Below are 18267 nucleotides of genomic sequence, written 5' to 3'. Positions count from 1 at the left end.
TCAGCCGAACCGGCGTTGCAGCGCGTCGGTGAGGCCGGGCGCGGCACCGCGCAGCCGCGCGGGCAGCCGCAGCCACCGGGGTACGAAGACCTCCGTACGGCCGCGGTCCACCGCGCGGACGATCCCGGCGGCCACCGCGGAAGCGGGCACCGGGCGCGGGAGCCGCCGGGTGTAGGGCACGCCCCGGCGCGCGAAGAACGGTGTGTCCACCACACCGGGCACCACCACCGACACCCCGACCCCGTGGTCGGCGACCTCGTGTCGCACGCTCGCGGCGAGCACGTTCACGGCTGCTTTCGTGGCCGAGTAGACGGCCTCGTGCTCCACCGCCATGTGCCCGGCGATGGACGACACGAACACCAGATGACCGCGCCTCCGCCGCACCATGCCGGGCAGCACCGCGCGGGTGAGCCGCATCGGAGCCAGCACGTTGACGCGCACGAGCGCGTCGAGTTCGTCGGCCGCCATGTCGGTGACGTGGCCCGCCCAGCCGAGGCCCGCCGCCGCGACGAGCACGTCGACCTCGCCGACCTCCTCCACGAGGAGGGTGACCGTCTGCGGATCGGCCAGATCGGCCACGTGCGGGGTCGCGCCGGTACACCGGGCGACGTCGTCGAGCGCTCGCGCGTCGCGGCCGACCGCGACGACCCGGCAACCGCGGGCGGTGAAAGCCTCCACCGTGGCGGCACCGATGCCGGAGGAACCACCGGTGACGAGCACCCGCGTGCCGGGCCCGATCACGACGTCTCCCGCACGACGGAGCCGGTGACGAGTTCCGCCATCCGATCGGCCAGCGCGTCGGCCGTCCCGGCGGCGTCGGCGCGGGCCGTGACGCACACCGTGATCCACGGCCCCCAGGTGAGCGCACCCCACGCGAGCCCGGTGCCGGGGGCGAGCGCCAGCACGGGATAGGCCCGTGACATCACGGCGTCGTGCCAGCGCACCTCCCGCCGTGGCCCGGGCATCACTGTGCCGACGGCATTGAACCAGTCGCTGCGGTACACGCGCCGGGCCGCCGACCGGTGCAGGGGCGGCGGGAGCGCGCCGAGCGCCTGCACCACGAGGTTCGCGGCCTCGGGCACCCCGGCTTCGGTGCGCGAACGCAGGGCTTCGGCGACGCGCCGGACCCGGTCGGCGAAGTCCATCGGCCCCACGGGCAGGTCGACCGACACGGCTCCGGTGTGGTTGCCCGCCGCCCGGAGACTGTCGGTGCCGCGTACCGACCACGGCACCATGAGCCGGAACCCTCTCCCGGGCGCGCCGCCGACGTCGTGCCACGCCTGCGCGAACGCCGCGAGCACGTAGTCGGCCGCGCTGACGCCCGCGGCGCGAGCCCCCGCCCGCACCGCCCGGCCCGGCAGGAGGCCGAGGGCGTGACGCCTGCGGGGGTCGGGAACGGGTCCGTCCGTCGGGACGTCGGGGGCACGGCCTGCCGCGGCCAGTCGCCGCAGCCCCGAGAGGACGGGACGGAGCCCGGCTCGCAGTCCTGGTACCCCGCTGCCGCCCATCGGCAGTACGGGACGGCTCGCCCACGACAGCCGTCCGGCGTCGTCGGTGTCGGACAGCAGCGCCTGCAACACGGTCATGCCGTCACCGAGCGCGTGGTGCAGCTTCACCAGCAAGGCGCTTCGCCCGTCGGCCAGTCCCGTGACGATCCGGGCGGCGCCCACGATGTGGTCGGCGCGTAGCGGGGCGGAGAAGAACGCGTCCACCGCGGACGACAGGTCGGCCGCTGTCACCGCGTCGACGTTCGCCGAAGCCTCCCGGCCGGGTACGGGCACCCAGCGGGCGGGTCGTGCCGCGGTGGCGGGGGTGATCCGGCCGAGCGCGCCGGGCACCGAGGCCAGCATGGCCGCCGCCCGTTCGAGCGTGGGCGTCGGGCCAGGGTCGAACACGAGTGCCGTGCCCACGTGCTGGGGCACGGCCGGGGTGTCGACGTGCGCGAAGAGGGCGTCGGACGCCAGTAGCCTGCGGGGTCCCGGCCGGGGCGGGGTGGTGGCGAGGAGGCGCATCGCCCGGTCGAGGCCGGTCGCTCCGGTGACGGGGTCCCACGAGGCCGTGGGAAGGCCGAACCCGCGTCGCCGTCGCAGCCAGGCGAGTCCCGCGGTCACCACGGGGTGGGTGGAGAGCACGAGGTCCGGACGCACCTCGTCGAGCAGCCGGCCGAGTGCCCGCCCCGCCCGCGCGCCGACGACCGGACTCGGTGAGACGACCTCGGCGATCACGTCGGCGTCCGGCCAGACCCGCTGCGCCGCTTCGGCTGTCAGGGGCAGCAGCGGGCTCGCCGTCCCGGCGGAGACGACGAGAAGCCGAGGCGCAGTCGGGGTCCGCACCACCCCAGCCTGCCACGCGCCGCGCTCCGTCGCGGGCCGTGACGTACGGACTCACCTGCCCGGACGAGGCTGGGGAACGCGCGTGCCGCCGTGCCCGTGGTGTCGTTGCCGCGTGCTCAGCGACCGGCTGCCGGGCTCGCCTGCGTGTCGTCGCACGAGTCGAGACGGCGCACGGCCAGCAGCCCGAGCGTGAACAACAGCCGGTCGCGGGCGTTCGACATGGACCGGCCGGTGACCGACTCGACACGCTGCAGCCGGTAGATCACGGTGTTGCGGTGGCAGTAGAGCCGCTGTGCCGCACGGGTGGGGGAGCCACCGCTGTCGATCACCGCGTTCAGCGTCGTCAGCAACGTCTCCCGCTCCTGTTCGGACAGGCGGAGCAGGTCGCCGAAGGCCACCTGGGCCAGCCTGCTCGTCAACTCGGGACTGCCGACGAGCAACGCCTCGGGCAGGTTGTCGTCGAGGAGCGCCACTCCCGGAGCGCTCAGCGTTCTCGCCGCCGTGCGGGCCAGGGTGTAGGCGTCGCCGACCTGCCCGAGTGTGGTGATCACCGGTGACGCGCCCACGCGGCCCGCCACCACGGGACGCAGTGCCTCCACGGTGTCGGCCGGTGTGCGGTCGGCGAGCGCGATCAGCCCCACGACGTCGGTCGGGCGCACGTGCCACGACGACACGAGACCGTGTGCGGCGAGTGTGTCCCTCGGAGACCGGAGCGGCTCGTCGGTCGGAGCGTCGACAGGGGCCACCACGCACAGCATCGGTCCGCACGTCGGCAACCCGAGCACCGTGGAGGCCTCCTGCGCGACGGCCGCGTCCTTTCCCCGGCCGTCCAGCAGGGCATTGAGGAAAGCGTGACGTTTGCTCAGCTCCTGGCTGCGCAGGCGCGACTCCTCCAGACGGTAGGCGTCGACGAGCGCCGCCGAGCCGGCGTCGATCACCCGCCAACCCCATCCCGAGGCGTCCAGCAGCTCCCGGTCGTAGCGACCCCGGAACACCTCCCGCGAGGTCGACAGAAGTCCTTCCCAGATCACCTGGCCGCCCAGCCGGTACGCGTGCAGGACGGCTTCCAGCGGCACGCCCTCCCTGGCGCGCTTGCGGCCGGTCTCGCGGGAGGTGTCGTTGGGATCGACGCCGTCCGGGACGAACCCGCCGAGTGCCTGGACGCCGCGTTCGAGGTTCGCCCTGAGGTTCTCCCGCAGCGCGTCGGGGGCCGACACGCCGAGTTCCGCGTAGGAGGGCTCGGCACGCAGCACCATCAGGGTGAGCCGGTCGGCGAGGGCGTCGAGGTCTTCCAGCATCGCGGTGGTGAGGACGCGCAGGGCGGTCCTCGCCGACGAGGGGACCTCGTCGTCCACCGGGTGGCCCGCTGCCGTCGTCATTCGAGTGACCATGGCACGGCCGGTGGCACCGCGTCCAGCACTCTCGTGCGCCGCGCCCAAACGGAGTCGACAACTCTTGCGCGCTCGGCCCTGTGCCCCGGCTGAACTCGCGCCATACGGGTTCCGGTCCGCGTCCGTGACCCCGTGGTCCGGCCGTTGCCGGAATCGGGCGATCCGCCCAGTTCTCCGGGCAAACGCTGGGCGGTGCGCCTATGGCCGTCGTTGGGCGTTCGGCACGAGGCTGTTGCTGCCCCGACCGTCAGGCGAACGGGGCGGCGACGGGGCTCAAGCGGCGGGAGGTGTGGACGTGCGACGCGAGGACACGGTCGACACCGGCGGGACACCGCCGGAGCAACCCCTGTTCGAGCTCCAGGGAGTCACGGTGCGGTTCGGTGGCCTCACCGCGTTGTCGGACGTGTCGCTCACGGCGTGGCACCGGGAGGTGCACGGCGTGATCGGACCCAACGGCGCGGGCAAGACCACCCTGTTCAACGTCTGTTGCGGGTTCGTACGACCCGAGGCGGGGGAGATCCACGTCCGGGGTGAGCCGGTGCCCCACCCCCGCCCGCACCGACTGGCCTCTCTCGGCATCGCCCGCACGCTCCAGGGGCTCGGCCTGTTCCGAGGGCTCACGGTGCTCGAGAACGTCATGGTCGGTGCCGACCGGTTCCGCCGGTCGGGTTTCGTCTCGGCGCTGCTGGGACTGCGGCGTTCGGTGTCCGACGAGCGGGCCCTGCGAGCGAAGTCGGAAGCGGTGCTGCGGGATCTCGGTATCCACGCCCACGCCACCGCGTTGCCCGACAGCCTGCCGTACCCCGTGCGCAAACGCGTGGCACTGGCCCGCGCCCTGGTGTCGGAGCCCGAACTGCTGCTTCTCGACGAACCGGCGAGCGGGTTGGGGCACGACGACATGGGCGAGCTCGGAGAGCTCGTACGCGCGTTGTCCGACCGGATGGCGGTCGTGCTCGTCGACCACCACATGGACCTCGTGATGTCGGTGTGCGACCGGATCACCGTCCTCGACTTCGGCAGGGTGATCGCGTCGGGACCGCCCGACGCGATCGCCGAGGACCCCGCCGTGGTGTCGGCGTACCTGGGGGAGGAGGCTCGCGCATGAGCGGCATGCCGGACGACCGGGCCTCCTGTGAGGACGGTGCGCAGCGGAGCGGGTTGCGCGTGCGGGGGCTGACCGCGCACTACGGTCCGGTCACCGCGCTCGACGACGTCGACCTCGCCGCACCTGCGGGGCGGGTCACCGCCGTCCTGGGGGCGAACGGCGCGGGCAAGACGACGTTGCTGCGCACGGTGTCGGGACTTCTGCGGCCACAGGCGGGACGGGTCGAGCTCGGCGAGGTGGACCTCACCGGGGCGAGTGCCGAGGACGTCACCAGGGCCGGCCTCGCCCACGTTCCCGAAGGCCGAGGGGTGATCACGGAGCTGACGGTGGAGGAGAACCTGCGACTCGGGGCGCTGCTCGGTGCCGCCCGCTCGTCGGTACGGACCCCGCCCGCGATCGCCGACGTGTACTCGCTGTTCCCGTCGCTGCGGCGGCGTGAGAAGCAGGCCGCGCACTCGCTGTCCGGCGGCGAGCGGCAGATGCTCGTGATCGGCCGGGCGCTGCTGTCGGCGCCCGAGGTGTTGTTGCTGGACGAGCCGTCGCTCGGCCTCGCCCCTCGGGTCGTCTCCCGCATCTTCGCGGTGCTGCGCGAGCTGGTCGACACCGAGGGGATCGCGGTGTTGCTCGTCGAGCAGAACGCGCGCAGCGCGCTGTCCATCGCCGACACCGGTGTGGTGCTGAACCTCGGCAGGGTGGTGGCCCGGTCGGACGCCGCCACGCTCGCCGAGGACGACGAACTCCGCCACGCCTACCTCGGCTTCTGACCTCCCCACACCATTGCCGACCGCGGGAGAACCGCATGCAGCGATTCGTCGACCTCACCCTCAACGGCATCAGCCAGGGCGCGATCTACGCCGCCTTCGCGCTGGCACTGGTGCTGATCTGGCGTTCCACACGCGTCGTCAACTTCGCGCAGGGTGCGATGGCCATGCTCACCACCTACCTCGCGCTGGCCGTCATCGAGAGTGGCCAGCCGTACTGGGTGGGGTTCGCGGTCGCGCTCGCCGCCGGATTCGTGCTCGGAGCCGTGCTGGAGCGCGTGGTCGTCCGGCCCGTCGAGGGCGGCCCCGAGCTGAACGCCGTCATCGTCACACTCGGGTTGTTCGTCGCGCTCCAGGCGCTGGCCGCGGTGCTGTTCGGTTCAGCCTACGAGTCCTTCCCCGCGCCGTTCTCACTCACCGGGTTCTCCGTCGGGGGAACCACGGTGGCGTTCACGCCGTTCAACGCGTTCGTCGTGCTCGCGGTGCTCGTGGTGATGCTCGCGCTCGTGGCGCTGTTCCGGCTCACCGACCTGGGGTTGCGGATGCGCGCCTCCGCGTTGCACGAGGAGGTGTCGCGGCTGCTCGGGATCCGCGTGGGGCGCATGCTCACGCTGGGCTGGGCGCTGGCGGCCGTGGTGGGTTCGCTGGCCGGTCTGCTCATCGCCGGTGGGAGCCTGATCCACCCCGCGTACATGGAGCCGGTGATCGTGTTCGGGTTCGTGGCCGCGGTGCTGGGTGGGCTCGACAGTCCTCCCGGCGCGGTGGTCGGTGGGCTGCTCACCGGACTCGCACTGTCCTACGTGTCCGGCTACCTCGGCAGTGAACTCGTGGCGCTCGCGGCACTCGCGATCCTCGTCGTGGTGCTGCTCGCCCGGCCTCGAGGACTGTTCGGCCGTACGAGCGAGAGGAAGGTCTGAATGAGTCAGCCGACCGCGACGGCGGGTACCCTGCGCCGGTTCGTCCCGGTGTCGTCCCCGGCGCGCCACCTCCTCGTCACGGCCCTCGCACTGGTGGCCGTGGTGCTGGTGTGCGAGAACGTCTCCGCGTTCCGGCACGCGCAGCTCGCGGCCGTGGCCTACTACGCGATCGCGGCAGCGGGCCTGACCGTGCTCACCGGGCTGAACGGCCAGATCTCACTGGGGCACGGTGCCCTCATGGCGGTGGGCGCGTACACCACCGCGTTGCTGCTGCGCGACGGTGCTCTGCCGTTCGGGATCGCCATGCTCGCCGCCACGGTGTTCACCGCGCTCGTCGGAGTGGTCGTCGGCGCGGCCGCCGCTCGGCTGAAGGGTCCGTACCTCGCCGGGGCCACCCTCGCACTCGCGGTCGGGCTACCGGGGCTGGCGGTGCACTTCGACGGTGTCCTCGGTGGCGAGCAGGGACTCGCCGTGAACACGCCGGAGCCCGCGCGGTGGTTCGACGACGCGTTGTTCTTCGTCACCGGAGCCGAACTGGGACACCAGAAGTTCCTCGCCTACGTGGCGTGGGGAACCCTGCTGCTCGTCCTCCTGCTGCTGGCCAACCTCGCGGCGAGCCGGTACGGGCGGACGTGGCGCGCCGTGCGGGACGACGAGGTGGCCGCCGCGCTGGCCGGCATCCATCTCGGCAGGGCCCGAGTCCTGGCTTTCGTGGTCAGCGCAGCCTGCGCGGGACTCGCGGGCTCCGTGCTGGCGATGGTGGTACGGCTGGCCGCTCCCAGCGGGTTCACGCTCGTGCTGTCGCTCTCACTGCTGACGGCGGTGGTGGTCGGCGGGCTCGGCAGTCTCACCGGTGCGGTGCTGGGCAGCGCCCTGCTGGTGTTCCTCCCGCCCGCGGTGACCGATCTGGGGACCGAGCTCGGCCTGACCGCCGTGCGGGCGGCGCAGCTCGCCCCCCTCGTCTACGGGATCGTGCTGGTGGCCGCGATGCTCGTCGCTCCGTCGGGAGTGGCCGGCCTCGGTCGCCGCGTCTGGAACCGGGTACGAAAGCGGAAAGGATGACGGATGAGAGCGACACCGAGACCACGGGCGGTACTCGCCGGACTGACCGTGGCGATGATGCTGTCGGCATGTGGGGCGGGTGGGCGAGGTGACGCGGAGGCAGGCGGTGCGGAGACCGGCGTCACCGCCGACACGGTGACCGTGGGTGCCCACTTCCCGCTCACGGGTGTCGCCGCGCCCGGTTACAGCGAGATCCCCACCGGCACCAAGGCGTACTTCGACTTCGTCAACGCCCAGGGCGGCGTCCACGGCCGCACCATCGAATACCTCTACAAGAACGACGCCTACAACCCCACCAACACCAGCCAGGTGACGAACGAGCTCGTGCTGAGCGACGAGATCTTCGCGATGGTCGGCGGGTTGGGCACCCCCACCCACAGCGCGGTGCTCGATCTCCTGCACGACAACGGGGTGCCCGACCTGTTCGTCTCGTCCGGATCACTGCTGTGGGACCAGCCCGACCGCTACCCGGGCACGTTCGGCTGGCAGTCGGACTACGAGATCGAGGGCAAGATCCTCGGCAGGTACCTCGCCGAGAACCACGCGGACGCGAAGGTGGGTCTGCTGCTGCAGGACGACGACTTCGGGGACGACGGGGAGAAGGGCATCCGGGCCTACGTCGACTCGCAGATCGTCGCCGCTCAGCGGTACGCCCCGACCGCCAACGACGTCACCCCGCAGATCAGCGCGTTGAAGGACGCCGGTGCGGAGGTCGTCGTGGGATTCACCGTGCCGTCCTTCACCGCGTTGAGCCAGCTCTCCGCGCAGCGCCTGGACTACCGACCCCAGTGGGTCTACAGCAACGTGGGCTCCGACTCCCAGCTCGTCGGATCGCTGCTGGCCCGGTTCTCCGAGGGGAAGGTCGAGGACGCGAGTTCGCTGGAGGGCGCACTGACCACCGAGTACCTCGCCGGAGTCGAGGACACCGACGACCCGTGGGTCCGGCTGTGGCAGCGGGTGTGGGACGCCCACGGGGGCGACGGTGAACTCACCAACTACCGGATATACGGGATGGCGCAGGCGTACACCTTCGTGCAGGCGTTGCAGGCCGCGGGCCCGGAGCCGACCCGCGAGGGCCTGGTGCGGGCACTGGAGACGGCGGGCGGTGACTTCACCGGTCCCGCCCTCGCGCCCTTCCGCTACTCGACGGACTCCCACGCGGGCGTGTCCGGGGTGCGGGTCGTGGAGATCGGCAAGGACGGTACCGAAGCGTTGACGCCCGTCCTGCTCACCGACAACGGTGACGCGCCCATCACCGCGTCGGACGCCGAGCACGCTCCACCGCCGGAGGACGGGATTCCCGACGTCGCACCGGTGAACTGAGCGGTCAGGCCAGGCCGAGGGCGGCGGTCAGCACGCGCGCCGCGGTCCCGCCGCGTTCGATGGCGACGTCGAGTGCGGCTGGCACGTCGAGGTCGGTGCCGAGCAGCCGCCGCATGCGCTCGATGCCGGGCTCGTCGGTGTGCCCGCCTCGCCTGCCCGCGGCCTGGTGCAGGTCCTCCAGCCTCGCGGCGGCGACGTCCAGGACCCCCGGGGCGTACTCCCACGAGGCCGCCCACGGCCGGTCGAGGATCGCGAGCCGCACCACCGGAGCCGAGTGATCGCGTAGGAGGTCCTGCACGAGCACGTAGTTGCCGTGCGACTTGGACATCTTCGCGCCGTCCACCAGCACCGTGCCGACGTGGAACCACGCCCGCGCGTACGGGGACACGCCCGCGTACGCCTCGGCCATCGCCGCGTGGTAGGCGTGGTGCGGGAAGCGCAGATCGGCGCCGCCCGCATGGATGTCCACGCAGGGCCCGAACGTCGACACCGACATGGCGACGCACTCCGCGTGCCAACCCGGTCTGCCCGGGCCCCACGGCGAGTCCCACACCGGATGGCCCGGCTCGGCGGGCTGCCAGACGGCGACGTCGAACGGGTCGTCCTTCGTCTCGTCGTCGGGTCTGCCGCCGTACTCGCGCGCCAGGCGCAGCGCCGTCTCCTCGTTCAGCCGCGACCGTGCGACCACGTGTCTGCCCCGGAAGTACACGCCGCCGTCGCGCACGTAAGCCGCACCCGACGCGGCGAGCGCACCGGCCAGCCGGATCACCGCGTCGACGTAACGGTGCGCCCTCGGCTCGTGGTCGGGCATGCGCACCCGCAGTGCGGACATGTCCTCGTCGAAGCGGAACTCCTGCAGCGCCGCGAAGTGGTCGTACCGCACACCCGCCGTGCGTGCGGCGTCGTCGATCACGTCGTCCACGTCCGTGACGTTGCGGCACAGGATCGGTTCCACGCCGAGGACCCGCAGGACCCGCCGCAGCGTGTCCACCCACACGAACGTCGCGGCGTGCCCGAGGTGGGTCATGTCGTAGGGCGTGATCCCGCACGCGTAGACGCGGGCGCGGTCGAGCAGCGTCGTCGAACGCCCGTCGAGGGTGATCGCCGTGGCCCCGGTGGAGGGGCGCCAGCGGGTCATCGATTCGAACGTCATGGCCCCATCGTCGCGCCTGCGGCGTTACCCCGCGTCCTGACGGGAGGGACCGGGTACGCGTGCACAGGATGCGAACACGCGTGCACCGGCCGCGGACACGCCGGAGTGGTTACCAGTCGCGGTTCTGCAGGCTCACGAGGATGCGGTCGACGACTCCCGGCTCGGGGCCCGTGGCCTCGCCCGGCGCGGGTTCGGGCACCGTTCGTGTCCGGCGCTCGTCGCGCCGGGGCAGCCGTACCTGCTCGGCCGTCACCCCGCTGGGCAGCGGCACCTCGCACCACACCAGCTTGCCCCGGCCCTCCAGGGGCACGGCGCCGGTCGGGTAGCCCTCCACCACGGGCGCGTCGTCGTGGATGTGCGTGAGCTGGTCGTCCTCCACCTCGACGACGAGGCAGTTGCCCGACAGACGCAGCCGCACGGTGACGAAGCCGGGGGAGGACGGGTCGGTCCTGTCCACCACGGCGCCGACCAACTGCCGCGCCACGTCCGCCGCCTCGTCGAACAGGTCGCGCAGCGACCATTCGGTGAGCGAGAACCGGACGAACAGCTCGGTGCACTTGATGGCACTGGGCAGCGCGACCAGACGGAGGTCGTCGAGCTGGGCGGTCTGGGAATTCACGAAAGATCCTTCCACGGTCGCTTCCCATCGGGTGCCGGCTGGTCGGCGAGGCCAGTATCTTGCCGCATCCGCCCGTCCGAGTCGAGCCCCTCCAGCCGGTGGGACATCACACACCGCGACGGCGCGGAGACCAGCCGTGGACACCCTACCGCGCGCTTTCCCAGAGTTGGCGGACGGTCAATTCCGGTCGGCCGGGGAGGGCGGAGCGGTGGCTCCGTCGGGTCGCAGCCGAGGGCCGGTGGCGGGAGGCTGCGGGGCCGTGCGGGCACGCACGGCCGCCCCCAACTGCGCGCCCAGCTCGGTGTAGGCGGCGAACTCACCGTGACCGAACCACTGATCGCCGGTGCTGTCGTTCGGGAACTCCGGGTGGTGGACGGCGTACGACTGCAGCGTGTAGGGCAGATCGGGCCACAACACGCCCCTGGCCACGATCAACTCTCCCGTGACCCCCTCGTCGAGCCCGCTCTCGGGCGGGTAGTGCACGGTGCCGACCACGACTGGTGAGGTGGCCATGCGGTCGGCCAGCGGGTGGCCCGGCAGCGCGGACCGCGCCGAGCCGGGATCGACACACCACGGCTCGTGCAGCTCCACCCGGACCCCCAGCTCCTGGCGGGCGAGTTCGAGCGCCTCGGCGAGCGTGCGTGCCGACGGAGGATGGTCGTTGCTCGCGTCGATGCAGTAGATGCGGGTGCAGCGGCGGCGGAACAGCTCCACCAGCCCCAGGTTGTCGTAGTGGGCGCCGTCACTGATGTGCAGCAACCGGTCGTGGTGCGGGTGACTGCCGAAGACCTCACGCACCAGGTAGGGCAGTCGCCGCGTTCTCGGCAGCCACGGATACGCCCAGTCGCCCCGCCGCGCCGCCTCCCTCGCCTGCCGCACGAAGCCGGGATTCGGCAGCCACGCGCCGAGCCGGGCACCGGACACCGCGAGCAGCACCTGGAACCAGCGGCTCAGCCTCCCCATGGCGGACGCGAACGCGGCACCGCTCAGCGCCACGGCACCCTGGACTGTGAGGTCGCGCCGGATGCGGCTGCCCACAACGCGTTCGAGGTCGTCGGTACGGACCCACCCGACGTCGGGGCCACCGGTCCACTTCGCGCTCATGGTGAACGACACGGCGCCCAGCCCCGGCGGCGTGCGGTGCTCACCCTTCAGGTTCGCGGCGGCGGCGAAGACGACCTCGGGGAACCGGACGCCCTCGGCCACGACGCCGTACGCCGACAGCGTGGTGCTCTCACTCGGGTCGTAGGGCACGGCCACCACCTGGCCGTCGGAGTGCCTGCGCACGACGCGCACCGCGAAGGCGCGGGCCAACCGCTCGCGGTAGAACGGGTGCAGGCTGAGCGAGGTCACGTCGAACAGGCCGCCGAGCACGACGACCAGCACGAGCGTGGCGGCGGCCGTCCACAGTGCGTCGGCCCGGCCCTCGGTCATCACGGCGGCGCCGAGCAGCAGCAGCCACAGCAGGGCGAGTACACCGGTGGTGAGGATGACGAGCAGCCGTTGCAGCAGCCCGTCGGGCACGGCCGCCGTGGGAGCGGAATCGGCACGTCGGCGGAGGAAGCCGAACCGGCGGCGCAGCCGCGCCCGGTGCCGCCACGCCATCGCGGACACGGCGCTGAGGTAGGTCAGCACCACCGCCCCCACCGAGGCGCCGACGTCGACGGCCAGGTCGGTGCGCGACAGCAGCCACGACGAAGCCCAGGCGAGCGAGGGCACGACCACCGCGACCCCGGCCACGATCCAGGCGAGCGTCGCGAAGTCGGTGGCGAGCCGGGAGACGATCCCGCGCCGGGTGTGTTCGTCCCGGGACACCAGTCCGAACAGAAACGCGCACAGCGCGAGCACGACCACGGCCACGGCCGCCCCGAGGCGGGGAGTGGGATAGCTGATCGGGTCGGAGGACAGCGAGGTCAGCGGCACGCGCTGGTAGAGCCACCCGGCGGCGACGCCGAGTACGAGCGCGGGTCCGAACAGGACGGTCAGGGACAGCACCAGCCCCCTGGCGACGCGGCCGAGCGCGGCCAGGACTTCGCCCGGGGTGTCGGCGAGGTAGCTGGAGTGGCGCCGGATGTGGTTGAGTTCGGCGGTTCCGTCGGTGAGGACCGTTTCGGGGTCGCGCTCGACGGTGCCGCCCGGGGGTGGCGAGCCCGCGCCCGTGAGGGCCTGTTGCAGTGCCCCGGCCGTGAAGCCGCCACCGGACACCGACACCAGGTAGCGTGCGCCGAGCAGTTCCTCCCGCAGCGAGGACAGCGCGCCGAGCGCCACACTCGCGGCCCGGATGCCGCCGCCCGACAGGCAGAAGCCGGTGGTGTGCTCACCCTGTCGCCAGCGCCTGCTCACGACGTCGGGGCGGACGTCGGGGACGGTGTACGCCTGTCGCCAGCGGGTGGCACGGGTGTCCGAATCGGTGGGCAGCGGAGGGTCGTCCGGTTCGATGGGGCGTGGGGGAACGGTCTCGATCACATGCTCGGCACGCTGACCCAGCTTCGCGGCCGAATGGGTCACGCACCGGCACACCAGCACCGCCGCCCCGGTCACCGCGACGACCGCCGCGGGGACCAGCGCAGAGTACTTCACCACGGCGAGCGCGGTGAGGCAGTGTGCGAGCACGGATTCCGCGGTGATGGCGCCGCCCGAGAGCAACAGCGTCGTGTTCTCGACGAGGTGGGTCACCACGGCGACGACGGTGGCGGTCATCCCGAAGCGGACGACGGCTCTGGCGGGCGGGGTGCGCCACACCCAGCCCGCGGCGGCCGTGCCCAGGTACAGGCCGGCCCCGTAGCAGGTGGCGAGCGCGAAGCCCCAGGCGGCGGCGGACGTGACGGCGTCCGGGTCGCTCGGTCTGCCGGGGGTGGGAAACTCCACGGCGATGAGTGCGCTGCCGGTGTGCCACCAGCCGCCCACCACGGTGAGCACGATGGCAGCCAGTGCCAACCCGGCCGCGACCGGGCGCGACGGGACGTCTCGGCGGACGGGACCCGGCACCGACATACCTGCCACCCTCCTCGGCTCGTCTGCTCCAGTGTCGATCATGCGGGCCACGCCCTCGTCACCAGGTCTGGTGGGGATGATCTCACCGACGGGGCGGCCGTGGACACGGCCGATCGAGCGGAACCGCGCCCCGACGGGGTGGCTCGCCCGTGGTCTCCGGAGCCGCACCTACTCGTATAACGGCCTATACGCTCGGGTTTCGGATCTGGTGCGACGGGGAAGCGCGGTGGGGAAGTCGACGATGAACGGAGACCGCATGGCGAGGAAGGCGAACAAGCCGATCGTGGTGGGTGTGGACCGTTCCTCGGCCGCGCGCGACGCGCTGGAATGGGCCATCGACGAGGCGCTGGTGCGCGACTGCTCCGTGCGAGCTGTCGTCGTGTGGTCGGTGGACCTCGCCAAGGAACCGCCGTGGCAACCCGTCGAGAGGATCCGCGCGCGTCACGTCCGCGAACTGGACGACACGATCGCGGAGGTGACCCGTGGCCGGGACCGGTTGCCGCGAATCGTCCCGGTGGTGCTCGAAGGCGCACCCGCCGCCGGGCTGATCGAGGCGTCGAAGGGTGCGGCCATGCTCGTGGTCGCGCGCCGGGCCGGCCAGTGGGTGCGTCGCGCTCTGCTGGGTTCGGTCAGCAGCGCGTGCGTGAAGCACGCCAGGGTGCCGGTGGTCGTGGTGCCGCCTGCCACGGAGTCCTGGGGGGACACGGACGAGTGGCCGGTGGACGAGAACGCGTCGTCCGAAGGCGTGCCGCGTGCCACCTGACCGGTGTTTCCCCGGCCGGTGTTCGCGGCGACCCGGGAAGAGACTGCGACGTGTGCTGGCGTGTGCTCCGGCTCAGGACTCCCCGACCACGCGGAGAGTCCCCTCGGCGAGCAGGTGGGCCGGCAGGAACTCGTGGTGGTTGTCGATGTCCGAGTCGCTCACACCGACGGTCGTGCCGCGGAACCGCCGGTCGAGGGCTCTTCTGCTTCCTCGTCGCTTGAACGTGTGCGGGGTTTCCGCCGTGGCGGGGCTCAGTCGTGTCGCACGCGGATCTGCCGCCTGCCCTCCTCCGGTTTGCTCAGTTCCACGCGGATGGTGAGGATGCCGTTGTCGTAGGAGGCGTCGATGGCGTCCTCCTTCGCTCCGGTCGGTAGCGCCACCGTGCGTGCGAACGAGCCGTAGCGGAACTCGGACCGGCCGCTTTCCGACTGTTCCTCCGTGCGTTGCGCCTCGATGGTCAGCAGGCCGTTGTGGACGGTGATGTTGAGGTCGCTGTCCACATCGATCCCCGGCAGTTCGGCGCGCAGCACGTAGGCGTCGTTCTCGATGCGGTCCTCGATGCGGATGCTGTGCAGGTCCAGGGCCGGGCGCAGCCCGCTCATCGTGGGCAGCATCTCGAGCAGATCGCGGAAGTCGGGAATCAGGGGGCGTCCGTGGGAGCGTTCGGGTTGGCTCATGAGGTGCCCTTCCTACGCGGTTTCCTCCATCGCAGCCCGGCGGGCTCGGATGCCGCGAGAGCCCTCCGCACGTCCCGTCGAGGGACCTAAGTCCCTTCGCGGCCCGCCGCCCGCACGAGGACGCTGGGAGACGACCCTGCCGAGCGAGGAGACAGCCCATGCGGGCATGGCGCGTGACGCGGCCGGGTCCGATCACATCCGGGCCGCTGACGAAGCACGACGAGCCGGTGCCGAGACCGGCACCGGGCGAGCTGCTCGTGCGTGTGCTCGCCTGCGGGGTCTGTCGGACCGACCTGCACGTCGCCGAGGGGGACCTGACCGTGCACCGGCCCGCGGTGGTGCCGGGGCACGAGGTGGTCGGCGAGGTCAGTGAGGTCGGGGGGAGTGCCGAGGCGGGGAGCGGAGCGGAGTTCGCACCGGGCGAGAGGGTGGGCGTGCCGTGGTTGCGGCACACGTGCGGAACGTGCCGCCACTGTGCGCGCGGTGCGGAGAACCTGTGTCCGGACTCGCGCTACACGGGGTGGGACGCCGACGGCGGGTACGCCGACTACGTCACCGTACCCGCGGACTACGCGATGCCGTTACCGCCCGGATACTCCGACGCCGAGCTCGCGCCACTGCTGTGCGCGGGCGTCATCGGCTACCGCGCCCTGCGCCGCGCCGCGTTGCCCTCGGGCGGACGACTCGGTGTGTACGGCTTCGGCGGCAGTGCCCACCTCACCACACAGGTGGCGCTGGCGGAGGGTGCCCGTGTGCACGTGATGACGCGTGGTGCCGCGGCGCGGGAACTCGCTGCCGACCTCGGAGCCGCGTCGGTGCAGGGCGCCGCCGATCCGCCGCCGGAGCCACTCGACGCGGCCGTGCTGTTCGCACCCGCCGGTGAACTCGTGCCGGTCGCTCTCGCCGCGCTCGACCGGGGTGGGACGCTCGCCGTCGCCGGCATTCACGTGACGGTTATCCCACCACTGGACTACCGCGCCCACCTGTTCCAGGAACGCCAGCTCCGCAGTGTCACCGCGAACACCCGCGAGGACGCCCGCGCGTTCCTGCGGTTCGCCGGGCGGCATCGGTTGCGGGTCTCCACCACGCCGTACGCTCTGGACGAGGCCGACTGCGCGCTCGCCGACCTCGCCGCGGGCCGGATCGTCGGTGCGGCCGTGCTCCAGCCCGACGGGTCCACCACGAGGAGATGATCCGTGTGCCGCGCAAGGGCCCGCTGGCCGCGTTCGCCGTACTGCTCTGCGCCGTGCTGGGTGCCGTCGTCTGGGTGTCCGTGTCCGACGGGGATTCCGGTGACGCCGGTGAGTCCGATGGGTCCGGTGAGTTCACTGCCCGCCGGCCGGCGACCGAGCCCGGCAGGTCCGAATCCGCCGCCGCTTTCGTCCCGATCACTGTGGTGAAGATCGACAACGTGCCCGCGGCCCGCCCTCAGAGCGGGTTGGAGGACGCCGACGTCGTCTACGTCGAGCCGGTGGAGGGCGGGTTCACACGGCTGGCCGCCGTCTACTCGTCGCGGTTTCCCGAGGTCTCCGGCCCAGTACGCAGCGCGCGGGAGTCCGACGTCGAACTGCTCGCCCAGTACGGCGAACCGGCACTCGTGTTCTCCGGGGCCGCGCCCGAGATCGAGCCCGCGCTCGCGGAGTCGTCGGCCATGCTGGTGCGGCAGCGGGACAACCCGGACGCGTTCTACCGGGAACCCGGCAGGGCCGCCCCGCACAATCTCTACGCCCGGCTGCCCCTCCTGCCCCGGGGCAGTGGCCCCGGTCCCGACGAGGTCCTGCCGCGCGGGGAGGCGCCGCCCGACGGCAGGCAGGTGGCCGGCCACACCGTCGCCTTCGAACGTGGTGAGTACCGGTTCACGTGGTCGCCCGACGCGGGTCGCTGGCTGGTGGCGCTGAACGGAACACCGGTGACCTCGACGGGAGCGGGCGAGGTCGGTGCCACCAGCGTCGTCGTGCAGCGGGTGAGCCTCGTCGAGGGCACCGGGGTGCGCGACGCGAGCGGTTCGCCGTCCCCCGTGGTCCGCAGCGTCGGCACCGGACCGGCCACGATCCTGCGCGAGGGAAGACTGTTCGACGGCACGTGGTCACGGCCGTCGGCGGTTGACGGCACCCGGTTCACCACCTCGTCGGGACAGCCGCTGCGGCTCACCGACGGCCCGGTGTGGGTGCTGCTCCTTCCGAGCTGATCAGCTCCGGCCCTGGTGTTTCTCCGGGCGTACGACCATGACCGGGCAGGACGCGTGGTGGATGAGCGCCTGGCTGGTGGAGCCCAGCAACATCCCGCGGAACCCGCCGCGCCCCCGGCTGCCCACCACCACCAACTGCGCCGACCTGCTGTGTTCCAGCAGTTCGTGCCGCGGCCGGTCCTTCACGACCTTCCGCTCCACCCGCACGTCCGGGTACTCCTCCTGCCAGCCCGCGAGGCGTTCGGCGAGCACCTGCGCCTCGTAGTCGTGGATGGGCTCCCAGTTCTCGAACATGCGCCGTTCCTCCAGCAGCGTCGTGGTGGTGTCGCTCCAGGTGTGCACGGCGATCAGATCGACGCCCCGGGACGAGGCCTCCGCGAACGCGTGGCCGACCGCTCGCACGCTCAGTTCGCTGCCGTCCACACCGACCACGATCGGGCGGGCGTCGTCGGCCACGGCGTCGGGGTAGTCCTGGCGCACCGAGACCACGGGCGAACGGGCGTGGGAGACCAGTGCCAACGTGGTCGAGCCGACCATCAGCCCCGCGAGCCCCGTCCGCCCGGACGAACCGACCACCACCATCCGGGCCGTGTGGGAGGCGTGCAGCAGGAAGGGGATCGCCGCGTCGGTCTCGAAACGCGCCTCCACCGACGGAGCGCCCACCTCCGTGGCGATCTCCTCCGCGGTGCGCAACGCCTGCCGTTTTCGCTCCTGGAGTTCCTCCTTGAACGCCTCGGGCGGGGGCACGGTGAAACCGATGAGGTAGGGGTCGTTGAACCCGGAGGCGTGCACGAGGTGCAGCGGTACACGGTGCTTCTTCGCGGTCAGGGACGCCCATCGGACGGCCCGCATGGCGGCCTCCGTGTCGTCGACGCCGACCACGATCGGTGCGTTGTCGCTGTGGGGACTGGTCATCCGGCCTCCCTGGTACGCAGCCGGCCACCTGACGTGTTCGAGCCTAGGTTTTCCGGTCCCGGCCCG

Annotated in this window: 16 protein-coding genes; 8 read left to right on the top strand and 8 right to left on the bottom strand. The window is 72.2% G+C overall.

Going from position 1 to position 18267, the window contains the following annotated elements; all coding sequences use genetic code 11:
• The 3 genes from SACCYDRAFT_RS15040 to SACCYDRAFT_RS15030 all read right to left on the bottom strand — a co-directional run bounded on the left by SACCYDRAFT_RS15040 (position 1) and on the right by SACCYDRAFT_RS15030 (position 3712).
• Positions 1-741, bottom strand: coding sequence for an SDR family NAD(P)-dependent oxidoreductase (locus tag SACCYDRAFT_RS15040; RefSeq protein ID WP_005457349.1), 741 nt, complete (start codon positions 739-741; stop codon positions 1-3).
• A complete protein-coding gene (locus SACCYDRAFT_RS15035; RefSeq protein WP_232283682.1) occupies positions 738-2333 on the bottom strand; it encodes a WS/DGAT domain-containing protein in 1596 nt (531 codons plus the stop codon). The genes SACCYDRAFT_RS15040 and SACCYDRAFT_RS15035 overlap by 4 nt, the downstream gene beginning before the upstream one ends.
• Before the next feature lie 116 nt (positions 2334-2449).
• On the bottom strand, positions 2450-3712 hold the full coding sequence (locus tag SACCYDRAFT_RS15030; protein WP_005457346.1) for a PucR family transcriptional regulator: 1263 nt from the start codon (positions 3710-3712) through the stop codon (positions 2450-2452).
• 307 nt (positions 3713-4019) lie between these two features.
• Between SACCYDRAFT_RS15030 and SACCYDRAFT_RS15025 the strand changes: the two genes are divergently transcribed.
• The 5 genes from SACCYDRAFT_RS15025 to SACCYDRAFT_RS15005 are packed head-to-tail and all read left to right on the top strand — an operon-like array spanning position 4020 to position 8892.
• Positions 4020-4829, top strand: coding sequence for an ABC transporter ATP-binding protein (locus SACCYDRAFT_RS15025; RefSeq protein WP_005457345.1), 810 nt, complete (start codon positions 4020-4022; stop codon positions 4827-4829).
• A complete protein-coding gene (locus SACCYDRAFT_RS15020; RefSeq protein ID WP_005457344.1) occupies positions 4826-5593 on the top strand; it encodes an ABC transporter ATP-binding protein in 768 nt (255 codons plus the stop codon). The genes SACCYDRAFT_RS15025 and SACCYDRAFT_RS15020 overlap by 4 nt, the downstream gene beginning before the upstream one ends.
• Before the next feature lie 35 nt (positions 5594-5628).
• A complete protein-coding gene (locus SACCYDRAFT_RS15015; RefSeq protein ID WP_005457343.1) occupies positions 5629-6507 on the top strand; it encodes a branched-chain amino acid ABC transporter permease in 879 nt (292 codons plus the stop codon).
• On the top strand, positions 6508-7569 hold the full coding sequence (locus SACCYDRAFT_RS15010) for a branched-chain amino acid ABC transporter permease (RefSeq protein WP_005457342.1): 1062 nt from the start codon (positions 6508-6510) through the stop codon (positions 7567-7569).
• 3 nt (positions 7570-7572) lie between these two features.
• Complete coding sequence (locus SACCYDRAFT_RS15005) at positions 7573-8892, top strand: ABC transporter substrate-binding protein (protein WP_005457341.1); 1320 nt, start codon at positions 7573-7575, stop codon at positions 8890-8892.
• 4 nt (positions 8893-8896) lie between these two features.
• On the opposite strand, the gene SACCYDRAFT_RS15000 is transcribed toward SACCYDRAFT_RS15005, so the two are convergent.
• The 3 genes from SACCYDRAFT_RS15000 to SACCYDRAFT_RS14990 all read right to left on the bottom strand — a co-directional run bounded on the left by SACCYDRAFT_RS15000 (position 8897) and on the right by SACCYDRAFT_RS14990 (position 13658).
• Positions 8897-10045: a class I tRNA ligase family protein gene (locus SACCYDRAFT_RS15000; protein WP_005457340.1), complete on the bottom strand. Its 1149-nt coding sequence runs from the start codon at positions 10043-10045 to the stop codon at positions 8897-8899.
• A 109-nt stretch (positions 10046-10154) separates the two neighbouring features.
• Positions 10155-10664 (bottom strand): hypothetical protein, encoded by a 510-nt coding sequence (locus SACCYDRAFT_RS14995; protein WP_005457339.1) that lies wholly within the window; start codon positions 10662-10664, stop codon positions 10155-10157.
• A gap of 177 nt (positions 10665-10841) precedes the next feature.
• On the bottom strand, positions 10842-13658 hold the full coding sequence (locus SACCYDRAFT_RS14990; protein WP_005457338.1) for a patatin-like phospholipase domain-containing protein: 2817 nt from the start codon (positions 13656-13658) through the stop codon (positions 10842-10844).
• Positions 13659-13914: 256 nt separating this feature from the next.
• Here SACCYDRAFT_RS14990 and SACCYDRAFT_RS14985 point away from each other — a divergent pair, with 256 nt between their 5' ends.
• Positions 13915-14421, top strand: coding sequence for a universal stress protein (locus SACCYDRAFT_RS14985; protein ID WP_005457337.1), 507 nt, complete (start codon positions 13915-13917; stop codon positions 14419-14421).
• 251 nt (positions 14422-14672) lie between these two features.
• Here the strand turns inward: SACCYDRAFT_RS14985 and SACCYDRAFT_RS14980 are convergent, their stop codons facing one another.
• Entirely contained in the window at positions 14673-15098 is a 426-nt protein-coding gene (locus SACCYDRAFT_RS14980; RefSeq protein ID WP_005457336.1) for an Hsp20/alpha crystallin family protein, read from the bottom strand.
• A gap of 158 nt (positions 15099-15256) precedes the next feature.
• Between SACCYDRAFT_RS14980 and SACCYDRAFT_RS14975 the strand changes: the two genes are divergently transcribed.
• Positions 15257-16291, top strand: coding sequence for a zinc-binding alcohol dehydrogenase family protein (locus SACCYDRAFT_RS14975; protein WP_005457335.1), 1035 nt, complete (start codon positions 15257-15259; stop codon positions 16289-16291).
• On the top strand, positions 16288-17286 hold the full coding sequence (locus SACCYDRAFT_RS14970) for a DUF3048 domain-containing protein (protein WP_043536522.1): 999 nt from the start codon (positions 16288-16290) through the stop codon (positions 17284-17286). The genes SACCYDRAFT_RS14975 and SACCYDRAFT_RS14970 overlap by 4 nt, the downstream gene beginning before the upstream one ends.
• Here SACCYDRAFT_RS14970 and SACCYDRAFT_RS14965 read toward each other — a convergent pair whose 3' ends face one another.
• Positions 17287-18201, bottom strand: a complete 915-nt coding sequence (locus tag SACCYDRAFT_RS14965; RefSeq protein WP_005457332.1) for a universal stress protein — start codon at positions 18199-18201, stop codon at positions 17287-17289.
• Positions 18202-18267: the final 66 nt, after the last annotated feature.

The sequence above is a fragment of the Saccharomonospora cyanea NA-134 genome, from assembly GCF_000244975.1.
Classification (GTDB): Bacteria; Actinomycetota; Actinomycetes; order Mycobacteriales; family Pseudonocardiaceae; genus Saccharomonospora; species Saccharomonospora cyanea.
The sequence above is the reverse complement of the archived record's forward strand: the minus strand, read 5'-3'. Positions and strand labels throughout refer to the sequence as shown.

Excerpts from the sequence above, each read along its gene's own strand:
- SACCYDRAFT_RS14990 (WP_005457338.1), bottom strand. The coding sequence starts at position 13,658 with ATGTCGGTGCCGGGTCCCGTCCGCCGAGACGTCCCGTCGCGCCCGGTC.
- SACCYDRAFT_RS14970 (WP_043536522.1), top strand. The coding sequence starts at position 16,288 with ATGATCCGTGTGCCGCGCAAGGGCCCGCTGGCCGCGTTCGCCGTACTG.
- SACCYDRAFT_RS14980 (WP_005457336.1), bottom strand. The coding sequence starts at position 15,098 with ATGAGCCAACCCGAACGCTCCCACGGACGCCCCCTGATTCCCGACTTC.
- SACCYDRAFT_RS15000 (WP_005457340.1), bottom strand. The coding sequence starts at position 10,045 with ATGACGTTCGAATCGATGACCCGCTGGCGCCCCTCCACCGGGGCCACG.
- SACCYDRAFT_RS14975 (WP_005457335.1), top strand. The coding sequence starts at position 15,257 with ATGCGGGCATGGCGCGTGACGCGGCCGGGTCCGATCACATCCGGGCCG.
- SACCYDRAFT_RS15020 (WP_005457344.1), top strand. The coding sequence starts at position 4,826 with ATGAGCGGCATGCCGGACGACCGGGCCTCCTGTGAGGACGGTGCGCAG.
- SACCYDRAFT_RS15010 (WP_005457342.1), top strand. The coding sequence starts at position 6,508 with ATGAGTCAGCCGACCGCGACGGCGGGTACCCTGCGCCGGTTCGTCCCG.
- SACCYDRAFT_RS15015 (WP_005457343.1), top strand. The coding sequence starts at position 5,629 with ATGCAGCGATTCGTCGACCTCACCCTCAACGGCATCAGCCAGGGCGCG.
- SACCYDRAFT_RS14965 (WP_005457332.1), bottom strand. The coding sequence starts at position 18,201 with ATGACCAGTCCCCACAGCGACAACGCACCGATCGTGGTCGGCGTCGAC.
- SACCYDRAFT_RS14985 (WP_005457337.1), top strand. The coding sequence starts at position 13,915 with ATGGCGAGGAAGGCGAACAAGCCGATCGTGGTGGGTGTGGACCGTTCC.
- SACCYDRAFT_RS15030 (WP_005457346.1), bottom strand. The coding sequence starts at position 3,712 with ATGACGACGGCAGCGGGCCACCCGGTGGACGACGAGGTCCCCTCGTCG.
- SACCYDRAFT_RS15005 (WP_005457341.1), top strand. The coding sequence starts at position 7,573 with ATGAGAGCGACACCGAGACCACGGGCGGTACTCGCCGGACTGACCGTG.